Below are 19,878 nucleotides of genomic sequence, written 5' to 3' on the forward strand. Positions count from 1 at the left end.
GAATCGACACGCGCCAGACAACTGCCCAGTCCAGACACAAAGCTAAACATCATTCGGAACGTCTGTCATTCCGGATTGCCAAGGATTGCACTTTATGTCGGGCCACCGACATCCTCGGATACGGAAATCCCCGGCGCCGTAGCGACGCCGGGGATCGGGACGACCGGGTGGAGCTAGACGGTCTCGGGAGCGCCGAAGTGCGGGGCGAGGAGCGAACCGACGATGTCGCGGCCGGCCTCGAGGAACGTCATGTCGCCCTGCGGGTTGCGGGCGAATGCGCGGGCGGCGAGGGCGTCGGAGATCTCGATGGACGTCTCGAAGGCGAACCGAACCTCGTCGTTGTCGGGAACGCCGAAACGCGAGACGAGTCCGTCGAGCAGGGCGGCGGCGAGCACCGACTTGAAGGGCTGCTCGTTGGGGGCCGGACGCAGGTCGATGACGTCACCGACTCGCAGGGAGCGGAAACCGGGCTCGTCACGGAAGGACTCCACCAGGACACCCATCGACGCGGACAGCGCCGACATCCAGTCGATGTGCTTCTCGTCGACGATCTCGGCGGTGATCTTGGCCATGGCGCGTTCGAGGTTGCGCGCTCCGAGTGCCTGCAGAACCGCGATGCGGTCGGGGAAGTATCGGTACACGGTGCCGATGGATGCACCGGCACGCTCGGCGACCATGGCGGTGGTGAGTCGTTCGTAGCCGATCTCGTCGACGACGGCGGCGGCAGCGTCCATCAGAGCGGCGAGACGGGCGGTACTCCGCGCCTGAACCGGCTCGTTTCGCAGTGAAACCTGTCCCGCGGTCGTGGCGTCAATGACGGATGGTGTAGACACTGTGTCTCCTCGAATCAACTTAGACCGTTATCGTAACCCCGCCCCCATACCGGGGGTAGGAACGAAACTCAACTTTTCCGTAAAAATTTTCACGAATTGAGTAGCGGGCTGCTGCCTACCCTAGAGGGGCACACCTGAGCGATCTCCGATTGTTGGCTGGGTGTTGCGGGCGGCGGCTCGCCCGTGCCGTGCCAGACTTGGGGAATGGCCCGCTCCCGAAAAGCCCTCGCCGACCTGAGCGACGCTTCCCAGAGTGCGAGCGCGCCCATTCTGCACTTCGCCGCGAGGCTCGAAGATTCGATGCACGCCTGGCGCGAGAAGCGTGGGCGCAAGCGCGGGCTCAAGACCACGATCATCCCCTACACCGGCTACGGCTCCCCCGGCTGGGTCCGCGTCCTCTGCCGCATCGTGCTCACCCGCGGCGACGTGGCGAGCCAGCGCGCCGCCAAGGTGCGCGGCTGGCGCAGCTTCTTCAGCATCCCCGTCGACGACGTCGAGGTGACGATCATCGCGGGCGGAGTCGAACAGAAGGTCCTCGCCGACCGCGGCGGCGTGGTCGACACCCGCATCGACGTGCAGCTCACTCCGGGGTGGCACACCATCACCATTAGAACGGATGACACGGAAGCGGTCTCCGCTCCGGTATTCATCATCGACCCGTCGGCCGAGTTCGGCATCGTGTCCGACGTCGACGACACGGTGATGGTCACCGCACTCCCCCGCCCCCTGCTCGCGGCGTGGAACACCTTCGTCCTCGACGAACACGCGCGCCGCCCCGTGCCCGGCATGGCGGTCATGTACGAGCGACTGCTGCGCGCGAACCCCAGCGCGCCCGTGATCTACCTCTCCACCGGGGCCTGGAACGTGGCCCCGACCCTCACGCGTTTCTTCGAACGCAACCTCTACCCCGCCGGTCCGCTGCTGCTCACCGACTGGGGACCCACGCACGACCGCTGGTTCCGCAGCGGACGCCAGCACAAGGTGTCCAGCCTCGACCGGCTGGCCGAAGAGCTGCCCGGAATGAAGTGGCTCCTCGTCGGCGACGACGGACAGCACGACGAGGAGATCTACGCGGACTTCGCCGCGAGGCACCCGACCAATGTCGCCGCCGTCGCGATCCGTCAGCTCTCCCCGAGCGAGGCCGTGCTCGCCGGCGGCCGCAGCCGCGCCGTCGACCAGGGCGCCGCGGACATCCCGTGGGTGTTCGCCCCCGACGGAGCCGGCCTCATCGAACAGCTCGCCAGCGATACGGAGATCGTCACCGGCCCACGCCGTTGACCGCGCTGCCCGCATCCCGGCTTCCCAGCAACGGGATGTCATGATGTGAAAATGGCTCTGCGCGTCGAAGATTATGCCCTCATCGGTGACTGTCACACCGGTGCTCTCGTGGGAACCGACGGCAGCATCGACTGGTTGTGCCTGCCGCGCTTCGATTCGGCCTCGACGTTCGGCGCCCTGCTCGGCACCGACGACCACGGCCGTTGGCTCGTCGCTCCCGCCGCGTCGGTCGCCGACGACGGTGCCGGAGTCTCGAGCAGCCGGCGCTACGTCGACGACACCTTCACGCTCGTCACCCGCTGGGTCACCCCCACCGGCGAGGTCGACGTCATCGACGTGATGCCGCACGGCGACCGCCGCGCCGACGTGATCCGCCGCGTCGTCGGCGTCTCGGGCTCGGTCGACATGCTGCAGGAGTTGCGGATCCGCTTCGACTACGGCGCTGCCATGCCGTGGATCCGCCAGATGCCGGACGCCGGCGGCCACGCGATCGTCGCCGTGGCCGGCCCCGACGCCCTCGTCGTCCGCGGGCCCGAGCTGACCGCCTCCGACCACGCCCACGTCGGCGAGTTCACGGTGACGGCCGGCGAGACCGTCGACATCACTCTGACCTGGTTCCCCGCCCACCGCGCGGCACCCGCTCCGCTCAACGTCGGCAGCCGCATCCGGGAGACGGAGAAATGGTGGAAATCGTGGGCCTCGGCGACCACGACCGCCGCGAAGTACTCCGACGCGGTACGCCGCTCGCTCCTCGTGCTCCGCGCTCTCAGCCACGAGGACACCGGCGGGATCGTCGCCGCCGCCACCACGAGCCTGCCCGAGGAATTCGGCGGATCGCGCAACTGGGACTACCGCTACGTCTGGCTGCGCGACGCGTCACTCACGCTGCACGTGCTGCTCGACCACGGCTTCGAGGGCGAGGCCGACCCGTGGCGTCGCTGGCTGCTGCGGGCGATCGCGGGCGACCCGGGCGACGTACAGATCATGTACGGCCTCTCGGGCGAGCGTCGGCTCACCGAGACGGTCATCGAGGGCATGCCCGGCTACAACGGCGCGGCCCCGGTGCGCGTCGGCAACGCCGCGTTCACGCAGTACCAGGGCGACGTCTTCGGCGAGGTCATGCTCGCGCTCGAGCGGGCCCGCGAGACCGGCGGCGAAGAGCGCGACTTCTCCTGGCCCCTGCAGCGTGCGCTCATGGGCTTCGTCGAGGAGAACTGGCAGCGCCCCGACAACGGCATCTGGGAGATCCGCGGCCCCCAGCGCCACTTCACCCACTCCCGCGTGATGCTCTGGGCGGCGTTCGACTGCGCCATCCGCGCGGTGCGCGACTTCGGCCTCGACGGCCCGGTCGAGCGCTGGGAGGAGATGCGCGCCCTCGTCGCCGACGAGATCGAGACCCAGGGCTTCGACCCCGTGCGGGGAACCTACACGCAGTACTACGGCGGCACCAGCGTCGACGCCTCGCTGCTGCAGCTCGTGCAGACGGGCTACATCGCCGCGGACGACCCCCGCATGCTCGGCACGGTCGCCGCGATCGAGGCGGACCTGCTCGAGGACGGCCTGCTGCTGCGCTACCGCACCGAGTCCGGCGTCGACGGGCTGCCCGAGGGCGAGAACCCTTTCCTCGCCTGCTCGTTCTGGCTGGTCGAGCAGTACGCGTCGAGCGGCCGGCTCGCCGACGCGACCGCGCTGATGGACCGCTTAGTCGGATTCTGCAACGACGTCGGCCTGCTCAGCGAGGAATACGACGTCGCGGGCGCCCGGCAGGCGGGCAACACCCCGCAGGCGTTCTCGCACCTCTCCCTGGTGCGGGCCGCCGACGCGATCTCGAAGGCCAGCGCGGCGGGCGAATAGGAGGCCCCCGATGTCGGCGGAAGGCGCGATACTGGCGTCATGACGCGCACGTACACCGCGAAACGCCGCGAGCTCGCGACACTGCGGCTCGGCGTGCAGCGGATCGCACCGTCGTCCGCCTCGTCGTCGTCTGCGTCTCTGTCTCCACAGACCGCTAGCGTCGCTGCCACCGTTCGGCACTCGCTCGCCATGCAGGCCCAGGACTTCGCCGGTGCCAAGTGGTCGGTCGGGCTTCGAACAGAGGGCAGTACGGATGCCGCGATCGAGGCCGCCTTGGCGACCGGCGACATCGTGCGCTCGTGGCCGATGCGCGGAACCCTGCACTTCGTGGCGCCCGACGACCTCGGCTGGATGCTCGGCCTGACCGCCGCGCGCACGATCCGGAGTTCGGCCGGCCGGCACCGCCAGCTCGAGCTCACCGAGCAGGACTGCGCCACGGCCCGTGACGCCGCTGTCGCCGCGCTGACCGGCGGTCGGGCGCTGCCGCGCGACGAGCTGCTCGCGTGCTTCGAGGCGGCCGGCGTCTCGACCGCCGGCCAGCGCGGCATCCATCTCATCAACCGCCTGAGCCTGTGGGGCGTGCTCGTCTTCGGACCGCTGCAGCCCGGGGTCGACGGCAAGGCCAAGAAGCAGACCTTCGTGCTGCTCGACGAGTGGGTGCCGGAACCGCGACGGCTCGACCGCGACGAGGCGCTCGGCGAGTTCGCGCTGCGCTACTTCCGCGGGCACGGCCCGGCCACGGTGCGCGACTTCGCCTGGTGGTCCTCGCTCACGCTGACCGACGCGCGGGCGGGTCTCGCCATCGCGCGGCCACACCTCGACGAACTGGTGGTCGACGGCACGAGCTACTTCCTCCCGGGCGACGCGGCGGCCGCGGCATCCGCTGTTTTCGCCCTTCCCGGCTTCGACGAGTACCTGCTCGGCTACCAGGACCGGTCGGCCGCCCTCGCGCCCGACCACTCCGAGCTCGTCGTGCCGGGCAAGAACGGGCTGTTCCTGCCGACCATCGTGGTGGACGGCGAGATCGTCGGCACCTGGCGGCGCACGACCACCGTGAAAGGCGTCAGCGTCGAGCCGCAGCCCTTCGGCAGGCTCGCGGCGAAGGACGCCGCCGCGTTCGACCGGGCCGTCGAGCGCTACGCGGCGTTCCTCGGCACGCCGCTACTCCCCCGGGCGTAGCCGGGAAGACACCGCGGAGAGGATTCGCGGCGGGAGCCGGGCTGCGAGTCTCGGAACATGCCCCAGACAGTCATCTCCGCGCGAGACCTCAGCAAGCACTACGGCAGCGGTTCCACCCGCTTCGATGCCCTCACGGGGGTGAATGTGGAGATCGTCGAGGGCGAGTCGGTGGCCATCGTCGGCAAGAGCGGATCCGGCAAGTCGACCCTGATGCACATCCTCGCCCTGCTCGACTCCCCGTCGAGCGGCGCGCTCGACATCGACGGCTCCGACGCGTCGAGCCTCAGCGGCTCGCAGCTCAACCGGCTGCGCAACCGCACGTTCGGGTTCGTCTTCCAGCAGTTCTTCCTCACCGCCGGCGCGAGCGTTCTGGAGAACGTCATGCTGCCGCTGAAGATCGCGCGCATCGGTTCGCGCGAGCGCAAGCGGCTCGCCCGCGAGGCCCTCGACCGCCTCGAACTCGGCGACAAGGCCGGCAACAAGGCCATGAACCTCTCCGGCGGACAGAAGCAGCGCGTCGTGATCGCGCGGGCTCTCGTCAACAACCCGCGGATCATCTTCGCCGACGAACCCACCGGCAACCTCGACACGGCCACCGGCGCCGTCGTGGAGGACATGCTGTTCTCGCTCAACCGCGACCAGGGCATCACCATCGTCGTCGTCACCCACGACGAAGACCTCGCCGCGCGTTGCGACCGACGCATCTACATCCGGGACGGGCGCATCGTCGAGTCGCTATCGTCCGAGCACACCCTCGACGGAAGCGAGGTCGCAGCATGAAGGCCACCGACATCCTGAGCACGGCCATCGGCAACTCGTTCCGCAGCCGGCTGCGCACCACCCTGACCGTGATCGCGATCTTCATCGGCGCCTTCACGCTCACCATCACCAACGGCCTGGGAACGGGCATCAACAACTACATCGACACCCAGCTCGGCTCGGTCGGCGCGCAGGGCGTGATGACCGTCACCAAGGCGTCGGCCGACACCGAGGTCACGACGGGACCCGCCGAGTACGACCCGGACGCGGCCTCCGAGATCGAGGCGAACGGACCTCCCGGCACCACGGTGCAGGCGCTCACCGAGACCGACCTCGAGGCGATCGGCGACGTCGACGGCATCACCGGGGTCGACCCCGTCGTGTCGGTGCGCCCCGACTTCGTCCGGTTCGACGACGGCACCCCCTTCGAGGTGTCGGTCAGCGAGTTCGGCGCCGGCATGGAGATGGACCTCGCCGCGGGCGACGGCTTCACCGACTCGTCTTCCGAGCTGGAGATCGTGCTGCCGACGACGTACGTGGAGCCCCTCGGCTTCGACAGCGACGCGGCCGCCGTGGGCGAGACCGTGCAGATCGCGGTCACGGACGCCGCCGGCGAGCAGCACATCGTCGACGCCACCGTCGTCGGGATCCAGGAGCCGACGCTGCTCGGCAGCACGACGAACATCAACCCCGCGCTCACCACCGAGCTCTACGACCTGCAGAGCACCGGCGTGCCCGCCAGCGCGAGCGGCCAGTACGCGAGCGCGTCGGTGTCGTTCGACCCGTCCGCCACGGACGACGAGATCGCCGACCTGAAGACCGCGCTCTCCGCGGCCGGGTACTCGGGCATCACCGTCGCCGACCAGATCGGCGTGTTCCAGACGGTGGTCGACGGGATCATTCTGGTGCTCAACGCCTTCGCGATCATCGCCCTTCTCGCCGCCGGGTTCGGCATCATCAACACCCTGCTGATGAGCGTGCAGGAGCGCACCCGCGAGATCGGCCTGATGAAGGCCATGGGCATGAGCGGCGGACGCATCTTCGCGCTGTTCAGCACCGAGGCGGTCTTCATCGGATTCCTCGGCAGCGCGATCGGCGCGGGCGTCGGCATCGTCACCGGTCTGGGAATCTCGAGCGTGCTGTCCAACGGCATCCTCGCCGACCTGGCCGGGCTGCAGATCCTCGCGTTCGACCCGCTCTCGGTCGCCGGTACCCTGCTGCTCGTGATGGGGATCGCGCTCGTCGCCGCGGTGCTGCCCGCGTCACGGGCCGCCCGGCAGAGCCCGATCGAGTCGCTGCGCTACGAATAGGGTTCGTTAGGCTGGCGCGGATGTCATCTCTCCGTGCCAGCCCGGCCCTGCCCTACGCCCCGTACGGTCTGTCGACGGATGACGCGGCTCTCGGTTTCTCGACGACGACCGTGAGCGTGCCGGTCGCCGGCGGTTCGGTACTCGCCGTCGCCCGCCACCTCCCGTCGCGCACGTCCGACCGCGCGACGGTGTTCCTGCACGGCGCGGCCGGCTCGTGGACCACGTGGACTCCCATGCTCGAGGCGGCGTCCGACGCGGGCATCGCGATCGAGAACCCCGTGCTGCTCGACCTCCCCGGTTGGGGTGACGCCACCCCCGAGCCGCACCTGCCGCCGCTGACGGTCGACATCGTGAGCGAGCTGGTGCGCGAGGCCGTGCTCGAACTCGGCTACACCGAGTGGCGGCTGGTCGGGCACTCGCTCGGCGGGTTCGTCGCGCTGCACCTCGCCGCGCGCTGGCCGCGCGAGGTCGTCTCGGTCGGACTCGTCTCGGGCACGACGTGGTCGGTGATCGCGGCCGTCGACGATCCGCGGGGCGGACTCCGCGTCATCCCGGGCTTCGTTCTTCTGCTGTTCTTTATGCGTCTGATGGCGCCGGTGCAGCCCGCCGTCCTGGCGGCCCTGCGGGTGCTGCGCGCGGTGGGGATTCTGCGGCTCGCGTCGTTCCCGCTGTTCCGGCACCTGTCGCGGATCGACGGCAGCGTCATCCGCGCACTCGCGACCGAGCTGCGGCCGCGGTCGTTCGTCACGGCAGCCGAGGTCGCGCGCGACTACGACGCGGACTCGAGCTGGGCGCGCATCGAATGCGCGGTGCGGGCGACGAAGGGCGACCGGGACGTGTTCGTCGCGCAGGCCGACCTCGACGCCCTCGCGCGGGTCGTCCCGGGAGCCGTCACCACCGTTATCGCTGACTGCGGACACTTCGGCAACGTGGAGCGGCCGCTGGAGACGTTGCGGGCACTGGGGTACTGAGCGCTCAAGCTCAGTCGCAGGCTCAGTCCACTCCTACGTCCAGCGACCGCTTCTCGGAATCACCAGCGGCGTGCCCGACACCGGGTCGGGGATCACGAGGCAGGGAAGGCCGAAGACCTCTTCCACGAGCTCGGCGGTGACGATGTCGCCCGGGGCACCGTTGGCGACGACCCGGCCGTCCTTCATCGCGATCAGGTGCGTCGCGTAGCGCGCGGCGTGGTTGAGGTCGTGCAGCACGGCGACGAGGGTGTTGCCCGCGCGGTGCAGCTCGCCGAACAGGTCGAGCAGCTCGATCTGATGCGAGATGTCGAGGAAGGTCGTCGGCTCGTCGAGCAGCAGGATCGGCGTCTGCTGGGCGAGGGCCATCGCGACCCAGACCCGCTGGCGCTGTCCGCCGGAGAGCTCGTCGACGAGCCGCGGTGCGAGAGCGGTCACGTCGGTGAGACGCATCGCCTCGGTCACCGCTTGCTCGTCGGCGCCGCTCCACTGGCGGATGAGCCTCTGGTGCGGGTAGCGCCCGCGCGAGACCAGATCGGCGACCGTGATGCCGTCGGGTGCGATCGAAGTCTGCGGCAGCAGCCCCACGGTGCGCGCGAGCTCCTTCGCCTTGTAGTCGGCGATCGCCTTGCCGTCGAGCACGACGCTGCCCGCGGCCGGCTTGAGCAGCCGCGACAGCGCACGCAGCAGCGTCGACTTGCCGCACGCGTTGGGGCCGACGACGACCGTGAACGACCCGTCGGGAATCGTGACGCTGAGGCCCTCGGCGATCACCCGCTGGTCGTAGGCGAGCGTGAGATCGGTGGTGGAGAGCCGGTCGGCGCTCATCGGGGTCCTTTCGGGGCTGGTCATGCCGCTTTCCTCGCCTCGTGCACGAGCAGCGCGATCAGGTAGAGCCCGCCGAGCACGATCGTGACGATACCGACCGGCACCCCCACCGGCACGACGTGCTGGGCGATGAAGTCGGCGACGAGCAGAAGCACCCCGCCGGTGATCGCGGCGGGCAGGAGGGGCACCCCGGCGCTGCGGGTGAGACGCTTGGCGATCTGCGGCGCGGCGAGGGCGACGAACGCGATCGGTCCGGTGCTCGCGGTGACGATCGCGGTGAGCGCGACGCCCACGATCAGGATCGTGAGCCGTGCGGGCTCCACGCGCACCCCGTGCGCGCGGGCGGCGTCGTCGCCGAGTTCGAGCTGGCGCAGCGGGCCGCTCGCGATCGCGACCACGGGCGTCAGGACGGCGAGGGCGACGAACGCGGGGACCGCCTCGTCCCAGCCCACGAGCGAGAGCGAACCGGCGCCCCAGATCGACGCCGCCATCGCGACCTCGGTCTGCGCGCGCAGCAGGAGCCAGGTGTTCACGCCGTGCAGAGCGGCGGTGACGGCGATGCCGACGATGATGAGGCGGAAGCCCTGCATGCCGCCTCGGTAGGCCAGCAGGTAGACGACGAGCGCCGTGACCAGACCGCCGGCGAGGGCCCCGACGGCGGTCGAGACGAACGAGGTGCCGAGCACGGTGATGACGATGAGCGCGCCCGTGTACGACCCGGTGGCGAACCCGATGATGTCGGGCGAGCCGAGCGGGTTGCGGGTGAGCGACTGGAACACGGCACCGGAGGCGCCGAGCGCCGCCCCGAACGCGAGCGCGGCGAGCACGCGCGGCAGCCGCCACTCGAGCACGATCCTGGTGGCGAATCCGCCGTCGGTGGCGAACGCGGCACGGACGACCTCGGGCACGGTGAGCGGGTAGTCGCCGGTACCGAGGGCGACGAGCGCCACGAGGACCGCCAGCGCGATAAGGAGCCCCGAGACGACGACCGTGCGACGGTCGACGACGATGGCGCCGCCCGGCAGCGGCAGCCGGATGGCGGCGCGGCCCGTGACGTGGTGCAGCGGCCTCTCGGCCGCGCGCACGCTCACAGTCCGCTCGCCCGCTGGCGGCGGACCAGCACTACGAGCACGGGTGCGCCGAGCACCGCCGTGACGATTCCGGCGGGAAGCTCGCCGGGGCGCAGGACGACGCGGCCGATCACGTCGGCGACGATGAGCAGGGTGGGCGCGAGGACGAGCGTGTAGGCGAGGATCCAGCGCTGGTCGGGCCCGACGATCCAGCGCGCGACGTGCGGCACCATGAGCCCGACGAATGCGATCGGTCCGGCGATCGCCGTGGCACCGCCGGCGAGCAGGGTGACGACGACGACGGCGAGCACCCGCGTGAGCACGACGTTGGCGCCGAGCGACGAGGCCAGGTCGTCGCCGAGGGCGATGGCGTTGAGCGCGCGGGCGATGACCGCGGCGAGGACGACGCCGAGCACGAGGAAGGGCAGGACGGGCAGGATGACGTCCCAGCCGCGGTCCTGCAGGGAGCCGGACTCCCAGGAGCGCATCGACTGGAAGGCGCGCGGATCGACGAGCACCATGGCCGACGTGATGCCGGCCAGCACCGCGCCGAGTGCGACGCCGGTGAGGGTGAGCCGCACCGGGCTCCCGCCGCCGCGTCCGGCAGAGCCGACGACGTAGACGACGGTCGCCGCCACGAGCGCTCCCCCGAACGCGAACCAGATGTACCCCGTCACGGCTGTGATGCCGAGTACCCCGACCGCCATCGCGACCGCGAACGAGGAGCCGGCGGTGACGCCGAGGATGCCCGGGTCGGCGAGCGGGTTGCGGGTGACGGCCTGGATGACGGCACCGGAGACGCCGAGCGCGAGGCCGGCCAGGAGCCCGAGGACCGTGCGCGGGATACGGAGGTCGATCACGGCGGCGACGTCGGCCGCGACATCCCGATTGCCGAAAAGGATCGCCCACACGGTGCCGAGGGAGATGTCCCGGGAACCCACGGCGAGACTGATCGCGATCGCCGCGGCCAACGCGACGACGGCCGCGATCCAGCCGACCAACCGGCGGGACCCCGGGGGTGCCGACGTCGGCGGGACCGCGATCGGGGCCGCCACCGTCTTCGGCGACGTCGAGGTATTCACGCAGGCAAGCCTAAGCTAACCTAACCACTGGCGTTCACACGGACGCCCTCTTCACCGCCGGCTCACAGCGCCGGTCGCATCGAAAGGCCCATCGCACCATGCGATCCACTCGAATCGGAATCGCCGCGGTCGTACTCGCGGCTCTCACACTTTCCGCCTGCTCTACGGGCGCCAGCAGCACCGAGGAGTCCGACGACTCCCCCACGACGACCACCGCCGGCACCTTCCCCGCGACCGTCGACACCAAGTTCGGCGAGGTCACCATCGACGAACAGCCGCTGCGCATCGTCGCACTCGGCTGGGGTGACGCCGAGACCGTCCTCGCGCTCGGCGGCCAGCCCGTCGGCGCCTCCGACTGGCTCGGCTTCGGCGGAGACGGCGTCGGCCCCTGGGCCGAGGGCATGTACGAGGAGAGCCCCGAGATCATCGCGACCCTCGAGCCCTCCTACGAGGCGATCGCGGCCCTCGAGCCCGACCTGATCCTCGACACCAAGAGCTCGGGCGACCAGGACCGTTACGACCGTCTCTCCGAGATCGCCACCACCGTGGGCGTGCCCGAGGGCGGCGACAGCTACCTGACCACGACCGAGCAGCAGGTCGAACTCATCGCCGGCGCGCTCGGCCTGCCCGACGAGGGCGACGCCCTGCTCGCCGACGTCGACGCGGCATTCGAGACCGTCGCCACCGAGCACCCCGAGTGGGACGGCCTGACCGTCGCCGCGGCGACCAAGACCAGCGAGGGCTGGGGCGCGTACATCGAGGGCAGCGGACGAGTCTCCTACCTCGAACACCTCGGCTTCGTGCAGAGCCCGGCCATCGCCGCCATCGAGACCAACGCCGGCGGATTCTCTGTCGACATCTCGAGCGAGAACCTCGACGTGATCGACGCCGACCTGATCGTCGCCTTCCCGATCTTCATCGACACCACCGAGATCACCGAGGACCCGCAGTGGCTCGCCGTGCCGGCCGTCGAAGCGGGCCACGCCGTCGTCATCGACGGCGACATCTCGTCGGCGTACTCGCTGGGCACCACGCTCGCCACGCAGTACTCGATCGACACCCTCGTGCCGCTGCTCGAAGAGGCGACCGCCGAGTAATACCCCGTTCCACCGGGTCGCCCGCGGATTCGTCCGTGGGCGATCCGTCGTCAAGCGGGCAGCGCGTCCAACCACGTCAGTGACGCGAAGTCTTCGGCGCTGAGGCCGAACTTCTCGGTGTTGCGGGCGATGAGGCTGCGCAGTTCCGGCACGTCCGCACCGTCGCGCACGATGATGTCGATGCCGGCCGGGGTGAACAGCGATTTCTGGAAGCGGATCGCGACGACCGTCTTGTCGTCGCTGATGCCGCTGATGGTCCACCGGCTGGTGACGAGCTTCAACAGACCCTTGCCGCGCCAGACGAACCCGTCGTGCGCCCACTTGTCGACGCCGAGGATGTGCTTCTCGCCCTTGTCGGCCGTCGTGTAGCTCACGTCATCGCGCAGCGTGAGCGGGTTCTCGCTCACGAGGTCGTAGCTGAATCGAGGCGAGAGACGCTCCCGGGTCAGCCACATGGGGAAGTTGGTCGACCGCACCGCCCAGGTTCCGGGCAGAATCGCGGCGAGATCGCTGTCGAGCGGTGCTGTTGGCATCAGGCCACGCTATCGGTTGGGCGAGTCCGATTCGGGCACCGCCACTCGGGGGAAGCAAAATGCCGCCTAGCATGGCGGAATGAGCCGCTCCCCCGTCGTCGCCCTCGCCCTGTCGACGCACCCGGGCCCGACGGTGCTGGTCAGCGCCGTCACCGCGTTGCTCGCGATCGGCGCCGGTCTCGACCCGGCACGCGCCGCGCTGGTGACCGCGGCGGTCTTCGTCGGCCAGGTCTCGGTCGGCCTGTCGAACGACTGGCTCGACGCGGCCCGGGATGCGGCAGTCGGCCGCACCGACAAGCCTGTCGCCCGCGGGCAGATCGGCGTCGGGACCGTGCGCGCCGTGTCCCTCGTCACCGCGGTGCTCGCCGTCGTGATGACGATCCCGCTCGGCTGGGCCGCCACCACGGCACACCTGGTGTTCGTCGCCTCGGCCTGGAGCTACAACTTCTGGCTCAAGCGCACACCGTTCTCGGTGCTGCCGTTCGTGGTCAGCTTCGGCCTGCTGCCCGCCGTGGTGACGCTGTCGGCGACGCCTCCGCAGTGGGCCAGCGGGTGGACGCTCGGTGCGGGCGCGCTGCTCGGCGTGGCCGCGCACTTCGCCAACGTGCTGCCCGATCTCGACGACGACCGTGTCACGGGCATCGCCGGCCTGCCGCACCGGCTCGGCCGGCGTGCGAGCGGCGCGGTCATCGCGGTGGTGCTCGCCGCGGCATCCGGCCTCGTGCTCGTCGGCAGCGGAGAACCGGGACCACTGCAGTGGGCGGGCTGCGCGGCAACCGTGCTGATCGCCGCGGTGTGCGGCTACCTCGCGGTGACCAGGCCGCCCACGCGGCTGCTCTTCCAGCTCATCATGCTCGCGGCGCTCCTCAACGTCACGCTGCTCGCGTTCAGTCCACGGGGGTAGCGACCCGCGCCGAGTTGCGGATACCGACGAGCGAGACGACGCCGCCCGCGATCAGCAGGGCCGCGGTCACGACCAGACCCCGGTGGAACGAGTCGACCGTGAGATTCGACCCGAGGATGACGCCGATGAACGCGATCGCGATGAGCCCGGCGATGCGCGAGACGGCGTTGTTGATCGCCGAGCCGATGCCCGACTGCTCGGGCGCGATCGAGCCGAGAATCGCCGCCGTCAGCGGGGCGACCGTCATCGTCAGACCGAACGCGAATACGACGACACCGGGCAGCACCTGCGTGAGGTAGTCCACGTCCTCGCCGATGCCGAGCATCAGCAGGTAGCCGATCCCGCCGATGATCGGCCCGAGCCCCATGAACAGGCGCGGCCCGTACTTGCCGGCCAGGGCACCGAACGTCGACGAGAGCACGATGCTGATGATGGTCATCGGCAGCAGCGCGAGCCCGGCCGCGGTCGCGCTGTACTCGCCCACCTCCTGTAGGAAAACCGTGATCAGGAAGCCGCCGAGCGAGAGCGCCGCGTAGACGAGCGTCGTGGCGACGTTGCCGACCGAGAAGTTGCGCACCGCGAACAGGCCGAGCGGGATCATCGGGTGCTTCGTGGTGCGCTGCCGAAGCACGAACCAGACGAACGCGACGATGCCGAGGGCGAACGGCAGGAAGATCACCGGGCTGCCCCAGCCGAAGTTCGCCTGCTCGATGAGCGCGAACACCGGCCCGCCGAGCCCGACGATGCCGAGAACCGCGCCGAACCAGTCGATGCCGCCGCCCTCGGGGCGCACGTTCTTCTGCCCGAGGCGCGCGATCAGCACGAGCGTCACGGCGATCGGGATGATGTTGATCGCGAAGACCAGCCGCCAGCTGAGGTAGTCGACGAACAGCCCGCCGAGCAACGGGCCGACGAGGAACGCGGCGCTGGTGAATCCGGTCCAGGTGCCGATGGCCTTGGCCTGCGCCGCGTCGCGGAAACTGGAGATGATCAGCGCGAGCGAGCTCGGCACCAGCAGCGCCCCGGCGACGCCCTGCAGGCCGCGCAGCACGATGAGGAACTCGGCCGACGGCGACACCGCGATGAGCAGGGACGTCACGGCGAAGCCGACGAGCCCGACCTTGAGCACGAGCATGCGGCCGAAGGTGTCGGAGAGCGACCCCGCGAGCAGGATCAGCGTGCCGAGCGTGATCAGGTAGGCGTCGACCACCCACTGCTGCACGGTGATGCCGCCGCCGAGCTCCCGGCTGATGGCGGGCAGCGCCACGTTGATGACCGACCCGTCGAGGAAGGTGACGAACGAGGCGAGGACGGCGATCGAGAGGACGAGGCGTTGGTCACGGGTCATGTGCCCAGTCAACACCCGACGGGCGGTTCAGTGCGGGTGGATGTCGCGGACGTCCGCCCCGGCCGCCTCGACGGCCGCCACCACCTCGTCGAGCACCTGCGGATCCGCGAGCAGCCGGAAGTGGCCGTACACCGGCAGCTGCACGTTGGTCGCCCCCGCGAGTTCGCTGCCGGCCGGGATGTGCGGGTCGAAGACGCCGTAGATCGAGACGATGCGCGCGTTCACCTCGGCGTTCGCGGCGAGCATCGCCAGCGTGCGTTCCTTGGGGTTGAAGGCGCGCAGGGGCTTCAACGGCATGTAGCGCGAGAAGCTCGAGCCCGAGAACGGCGACGCGATCGCGACCAGCCGGTCGATGCGCTGCGCCACGTCGTCGACGAGCATCATGTGCTTGCCGATCAGGCCGCCCTTGCTGTGGGCCACGACGACGACCCCCGTGAGGTCGCGCTCGTCGAGGTAGCGCTGGGCGAGAGCCGCGGCATCCGGCACCGGCGCCCTGTTGTAGCCCAACGGCTCGACGACGTGCACGGGGTGACCGGCCCGCGCGAGCCTGCCGCCGACGGCCCGGAGGAACTGCCACGGCTCGTACACGCCGGGGATGAGCAGCACGGGCGCCTTGTCGCCGCGGGGCCGGGGCGCGATGCGGTGCCGCGTGGTGAGCCCGAGCAGCACGCGCAGCGCGTAGGAATAGTCGCGCAGGTAGGCCACGAGCCGGGCGGCGAGCTCCCCGATGGTGCGCATGCGCCCAGTGTACGAGCCGACGCCGCCGATGGTGCACACTGGTGGAATGTCTGCCAACGTCGGTGAGAACTGGGCCCGCAATTACAGCTACGTCGCGCGATCGCTCGCGTCGCCGGAGACGGTCGAGGAGGTGCAGTCGCTCGTCGCCTCCGCCTCTCTCGTGCGGGCACTCGGCAGCCGGCACTCGTTCAACGACCTCGCCGACACGCGCGGGCAGCTGGTCTCGCTCGCCGCGATCGACCCGGCGATCGACATCGACAGCGATGCCCGCACGGTCACGGTCGGCGCCGGGGTCCGCTACGGCGACCTCGCCCCGGTGCTGCACGCCGCGGGCTGGGCGCTGCACAACCTCGCGTCGCTGCCGCACATCTCCATCGCCGGGGCCGTGGCGACCGGCACGCACGGCTCGGGCGACGGCAACGGCAACCTCGCGACCGCGGTCTCCGGCCTGCAGCTCGTCACCGCCGACGGCACGCTGCTCGAGCTGCACCGTGGCGACCCCGACTTCGACGGCGCGGTCGTCTCGCTCGGCGCCCTCGGAATCGTGACCCGCGTCACGCTCGACCTGCAGCCGACCTTCGAGGTGCGCCAGGACCTCTACGACGGACTCCCGTTCGACGACCTCCTCGCCGACTTCGACGCCGTCACGTCGAGCGCCTACAGCGTGAGCCTGTTCACGAACTGGCTCGGCGACGAGATCGGTACCACGTGGCTCAAGAGCAGGGCGGATGCCGCGGCTCCCCCCGCCCGCCTGTTCGGGGCCGTGCAGCAGCCCGTCGGCCGCCACATGCTGCCCGACCAGCCCGCGACCAATGTCACCCAGCAGGGCGGGGTGGCGGGCCCGTGGAGCGACCGGCTCGCGCACTTCAAGCTCGGCTTCACGCCCTCGAACGGCGACGAGATCCAGACGGAGTACCTCGTGCCGCGGCGTCACGCCGTCGAGGCGATCTCGGCGCTGCGGGCGCTCGGGCCGCGCATCGCCCCGCTGTTGCTCGTGACCGAGATCCGCACGATGGCGGCGGACTCGCTCTGGCTGAGCGGCGCGTACGGCGAGCCAGCGGTCGGGCTGCACTTCACCTGGAAGCCGCTCGGCGACGAGGTGCTCGCGCTGCTGCCCGCGATCGAGGAGCTGCTGTTGCCGCTCGGCGCGCGCCCGCACTGGGGCAAGGTCTTCACGGCCGGTCGGGAGCAGCTCGAGCCGCAGTACCCGCGGCTCGCCGACTTCCTCGCGCTGCGCGACCGCCTCGACCCCGGGCGCAAGTTCGGCAACGCGTACCTGGAGCGCACGCTCGGCTGACCCCCTAACGGTGGTTGAGTAGGCCGCGCGCGGCCGTATCGAAACACGGCACCGCGCCAGTGAGGCCTCGATACGCGCCGTAGACGGCGCTACTCGACCACCGGAGCGAACGCGTCCAGCCGCCCGACCGCGGTCACCTTCACGACGGCGACGCCCAGCTCGGCCGACTCCTCGAGGTCGACGGTCGCGCTGATGCCCCAGTCGTGGTCGCCCGACGGATCCGCGAAGATCTGCCGCACGGTCCACTGGGTCGCACCCTCGTCGACGATGAGCATCGCCGAGCTGCGCGCGTCGGCGTCCGTTCCGAGGGCGTCGTGCACGTCCCAGTAGGCGTCCATCGCGTCACCCCAGGCGTCCGCGGTGAAGCCGGACGCGGCATCCAGCTCGCCCAGTTCTTCGTACTTGTCGAGCGCGGCCAGCTGCACGCGGCGGAACAGCTCGTTGCGCACGAGCACCCGGAACGCCCGCGGGTTGCCCAGAATGGACGGGGGCGCCGGCGGGAGCACCGGGGCGGCGCCGGGAGCCGTCGGGTTGATCAGCTGCTCCCACTCGTCGACGAGGCTCGAGTCGACCTGCCGCACGAGCTCGCCGAGCCACTCGATCAGGTCGAGCAGTTCCTCGGTCTTCGCCTCGTCGGGCACGGTCTGCCGCACGGCCCGGTACGCGTCGGAGAGGTACCGCAGCACGAGCCCCTCGCTGCGCGCGAGCTTGTAGTAGCCCACGTAGTCGGCGAACGTCATGGCGCGCTCGTACATGTCGCGCACGACCGACTTCGGGCTGAGCTCGAAATCGCCGATCCACGGCTGCGTGGCGCTGTACTGCTCGAAGCTGGCGTCGAGCAGCTCCTCGAGCGGCTTCGGCCAGGTCACCTGTTCGAGCAGTTCCATGCGCTGGTCGTACTCGATGCCCTCGGCTTTCATCGACGCGACGGCCTCGCCGCGGGCGAGGAACTGCTGCTGCGACAGGATCGGACGCGGGTCGTCGAGCGTCGACTCGAGGATCGAGATCATGTCGAGCGCGTAGCTCGGCGACTCGGGGTCGAGCAGTTCGAAGACGGCGAGGGCGAACGGCGAGAGCGGCTGGTTGAGAGCGAAGTTCGGCTGCAGGTCGACCGTGAGCCTGATGTCGTAGTGGATGTCGGCGGCCTTCGGCTCGTCATCCCAGTCCTCGTATTCGCCGCTGTCGAACCCGTCCACGCCGACGAGCGCCGACGTCAGGGCGGGCGACGTCGCGGCGGGTTCGACCCGCGCGACCTGAGTGACGACGTCGGCCGTGCGCAGGGTGCGGTAGATCGCGAGAGCCTGCCGCGCCATCGCGAGCTGCTTGTGCCACGGGTCGTGACTGCCGAAGATGAGGTCGCGCATCTCCTGGAACGCGTCGCCCTCGCGCGCGATCACGTTGAGGATCATCGAGTGGCTCACCTGCATGCTCGAGGTCAGCACCTCGGGCTCGGCGGAAATCAGCCGGTTGAAGCTCGGCTCGCCCCACGACACGAAGCCGTCGGGCGCCTTCTTGCGCACGATCTTCTTGATCTTCTTCGGGTCGTCGCCGGCCTTGGCGACGAGCCGGGCGTTCTCGCTCTCGTGCTCGGGCGCCTGTGCGACGACGGTGCCTGCCGTGTCGTAGCCGGCCCGCCCGGCGCGGCCGGCGATCTGGTGGAACTCGCGGGCGGTCAGCTGGCGGGTGCGGATGCCGTCGTACTTGGTGAGCGCGGTGAACAGCACCGTGCGGATCGGCACATTGATGCCGACGCCGAGCGTGTCGGTGCCGCAGATGACCCGCATGAGCCCCTGCTGCGCGAGCTGCTCGACGAGCCGCCGATACTTCGGCAGCATGCCGGCGTGGTGGACGCCGATTCCCGAGCGGATGAGGCGGCTCAGGGTCTGCCCGAACACGGTCGTGAAACGGAAGTCGCCGATCGCCTCGGCGATCTCGTCGCGCTGCTCCCGGGTGACGACCTTGATGCTCGTCATCGCCTGGGCGCGCTCGAGCGCGGCGAGCTGGGAGAAGTGCACGATGTAGATGGGGGCCTGCCCGGTGCCGAGCAGGTCTTCGATCGTCTCGTGCACCGGAGTGGTGGCGTAGGAGTAGCTGAGTGGCACGGGGCGCTCGACGCCGGTCACGACCGCGGTCTCGCGGCCGGTGCGCACGGTGAGGTCGTCGGCGATGCGGCTCACGTCGCCGAGCGTCGCCGACATCAGGATGAACTGCACACGCGGCAGGGTGAGCAGCGGCACCTGCCAGGCCCAGCCTCGGTCGGGGTCGGCGTAGAAGTGGAACTCGTCCATCACGACCTGGTCGACGTCGGAGTCCGCTCCCCCGCGCAGCGCCACGTTGGCGAGGATCTCGGCGGTGCAGCAGATGATCGGGGCGTCGGGGTTCACCGACGAGTCGCCCGTCACCATGCCGACGTTCTCGGCGCCGAAGATGTCGACCAGCGCGAAGAACTTCTCCGACACGAGCGCCTTGATCGGGGCCGTGTAGTAGCTGCGCTTGCCCTGCGCGAGGGCGGCGAAGTGCGCGCCGATCGCGACGAGGGACTTGCCGGTGCCGGTGGGCGTGGAGAGGATCAGGTTCGCGCCCGAGACGATCTCGATGAGCGCTTCCTCCTGGGCGGGATACAACCGCAGGCCGCGCGAGTCGGCCCACTCGGAGAAGTTCTCGAACGCGGCATCCGCGTCGTACGGGCTGGGTGCGCGCTCGAGGAGCGTCGCGGGGGCGGTGGTGGCGACATCCTCAGGCATGATGCTTCGATCATCCCCTACTCCGAGGCGCGCGGCTGCGCGGTTGTCCACAGATG

At 70.2% G+C, this 19,878-nt stretch carries 17 protein-coding genes; 9 read left to right on the top strand and 8 right to left on the bottom strand.

The genetic code is table 11. The annotated features are described in order from the left end of the window. Window positions 1-173: 173 nt before the first annotated feature. Window positions 174-833 carry a TetR/AcrR family transcriptional regulator gene (locus HD599_RS08900; RefSeq protein ID WP_343061985.1) on the bottom strand — a complete coding sequence of 220 codons (660 nt, stop codon included), beginning with the start codon at window positions 831-833 and terminating at the stop codon, window positions 174-176. Between the two features lie 204 nt (window positions 834-1,037). On the opposite strand from HD599_RS08900, the gene HD599_RS08905 reads away from it, so the two are divergent. Genes HD599_RS08905 through HD599_RS08930 form a run of 6 tightly spaced genes read left to right on the top strand, consistent with a single transcriptional unit; the run spans window position 1,038 to window position 8,184 of the window. Then, the gene (locus HD599_RS08905) at window positions 1,038-2,111 is read left to right on the top strand and encodes an App1 family protein phosphatidate phosphatase (RefSeq protein WP_184236189.1); all 1,074 of its coding nucleotides are present in this window, start codon (window positions 1,038-1,040) and stop codon (window positions 2,109-2,111) included. 51 nt (window positions 2,112-2,162) lie between these two features. Next, entirely contained in the window at window positions 2,163-3,965 is a 1,803-nt protein-coding gene (locus tag HD599_RS08910; RefSeq protein ID WP_184236192.1) for a glycoside hydrolase family 15 protein, read from the top strand. Between the two features lie 39 nt (window positions 3,966-4,004). Then, a complete protein-coding gene (locus HD599_RS08915) occupies window positions 4,005-5,144 on the top strand; it encodes a winged helix DNA-binding domain-containing protein (protein ID WP_184236195.1) in 1,140 nt (379 codons plus the stop codon). 57 nt (window positions 5,145-5,201) lie between these two features. Next, the gene (locus tag HD599_RS08920) at window positions 5,202-5,924 is read left to right on the top strand and encodes an ABC transporter ATP-binding protein (protein ID WP_184236198.1); all 723 of its coding nucleotides are present in this window, start codon (window positions 5,202-5,204) and stop codon (window positions 5,922-5,924) included. Next, window positions 5,921-7,213, top strand: a complete 1,293-nt coding sequence (locus HD599_RS08925) for an ABC transporter permease (RefSeq protein WP_184236202.1) — start codon at window positions 5,921-5,923, stop codon at window positions 7,211-7,213. The genes HD599_RS08920 and HD599_RS08925 overlap by 4 nt, the downstream gene beginning before the upstream one ends. Before the next feature lie 20 nt (window positions 7,214-7,233). After that, a complete protein-coding gene (locus HD599_RS08930) occupies window positions 7,234-8,184 on the top strand; it encodes an alpha/beta hydrolase (RefSeq protein ID WP_184236205.1) in 951 nt (316 codons plus the stop codon). A 33-nt stretch (window positions 8,185-8,217) separates the two neighbouring features. Here the strand turns inward: HD599_RS08930 and HD599_RS08935 are convergent, their stop codons facing one another. From HD599_RS08935 to HD599_RS08945, 3 genes are read right to left on the bottom strand one after another with little or no spacing between them, the layout of a single operon-like run. Next, complete coding sequence (locus tag HD599_RS08935) at window positions 8,218-9,033, bottom strand: ABC transporter ATP-binding protein (protein ID WP_221420470.1); 816 nt, start codon at window positions 9,031-9,033, stop codon at window positions 8,218-8,220. Further along, window positions 9,030-10,100 (bottom strand): iron chelate uptake ABC transporter family permease subunit, encoded by a 1,071-nt coding sequence (locus HD599_RS08940; RefSeq protein ID WP_184236208.1) that lies wholly within the window; start codon window positions 10,098-10,100, stop codon window positions 9,030-9,032. Before HD599_RS08940 ends, HD599_RS08935 begins: the two co-directional genes overlap by 4 nt. Beyond that, the gene (locus HD599_RS08945; protein WP_343061986.1) at window positions 10,097-11,161 is read right to left on the bottom strand and encodes a FecCD family ABC transporter permease; all 1,065 of its coding nucleotides are present in this window, start codon (window positions 11,159-11,161) and stop codon (window positions 10,097-10,099) included. The genes HD599_RS08940 and HD599_RS08945 overlap by 4 nt, the downstream gene beginning before the upstream one ends. Before the next feature lie 98 nt (window positions 11,162-11,259). Here HD599_RS08945 and HD599_RS08950 point away from each other — a divergent pair, with 98 nt between their 5' ends. Further along, window positions 11,260-12,258, top strand: coding sequence for an iron-siderophore ABC transporter substrate-binding protein (locus HD599_RS08950; protein WP_184236211.1), 999 nt, complete (start codon window positions 11,260-11,262; stop codon window positions 12,256-12,258). A gap of 50 nt (window positions 12,259-12,308) precedes the next feature. Here the strand turns inward: HD599_RS08950 and HD599_RS08955 are convergent, their stop codons facing one another. Then, entirely contained in the window at window positions 12,309-12,791 is a 483-nt protein-coding gene (locus HD599_RS08955) for a hypothetical protein (protein WP_184236214.1), read from the bottom strand. Between the two features lie 79 nt (window positions 12,792-12,870). On the opposite strand from HD599_RS08955, the gene HD599_RS08960 reads away from it, so the two are divergent. Next, complete coding sequence (locus HD599_RS08960; protein WP_184236218.1) at window positions 12,871-13,695, top strand: UbiA family prenyltransferase; 825 nt, start codon at window positions 12,871-12,873, stop codon at window positions 13,693-13,695. Here HD599_RS08960 and HD599_RS08965 read toward each other — a convergent pair. Then, window positions 13,679-15,043 (bottom strand): MFS transporter, encoded by a 1,365-nt coding sequence (locus HD599_RS08965; RefSeq protein ID WP_184236221.1) that lies wholly within the window; start codon window positions 15,041-15,043, stop codon window positions 13,679-13,681. The genes HD599_RS08960 and HD599_RS08965 overlap by 17 nt on opposite strands. A gap of 27 nt (window positions 15,044-15,070) precedes the next feature. Next, on the bottom strand, window positions 15,071-15,781 hold the full coding sequence (locus HD599_RS08970) for a PGAP1-like alpha/beta domain-containing protein (RefSeq protein ID WP_184236223.1): 711 nt from the start codon (window positions 15,779-15,781) through the stop codon (window positions 15,071-15,073). Window positions 15,782-15,827: 46 nt separating this feature from the next. Here HD599_RS08970 and HD599_RS08975 point away from each other — a divergent pair, with 46 nt between their 5' ends. Beyond that, complete coding sequence (locus tag HD599_RS08975; protein WP_184236226.1) at window positions 15,828-17,078, top strand: FAD-binding protein; 1,251 nt, start codon at window positions 15,828-15,830, stop codon at window positions 17,076-17,078. A gap of 89 nt (window positions 17,079-17,167) precedes the next feature. On the opposite strand, the gene HD599_RS08980 is transcribed toward HD599_RS08975, so the two are convergent. Further along, complete coding sequence (locus tag HD599_RS08980) at window positions 17,168-19,822, bottom strand: DEAD/DEAH box helicase (RefSeq protein ID WP_184236229.1); 2,655 nt, start codon at window positions 19,820-19,822, stop codon at window positions 17,168-17,170. Window positions 19,823-19,878: the final 56 nt, after the last annotated feature.

Source organism: Conyzicola lurida, assembly GCF_014204935.1.
In the GTDB taxonomy this organism is placed as follows: domain Bacteria; phylum Actinomycetota; class Actinomycetes; order Actinomycetales; family Microbacteriaceae; genus Conyzicola; species Conyzicola lurida.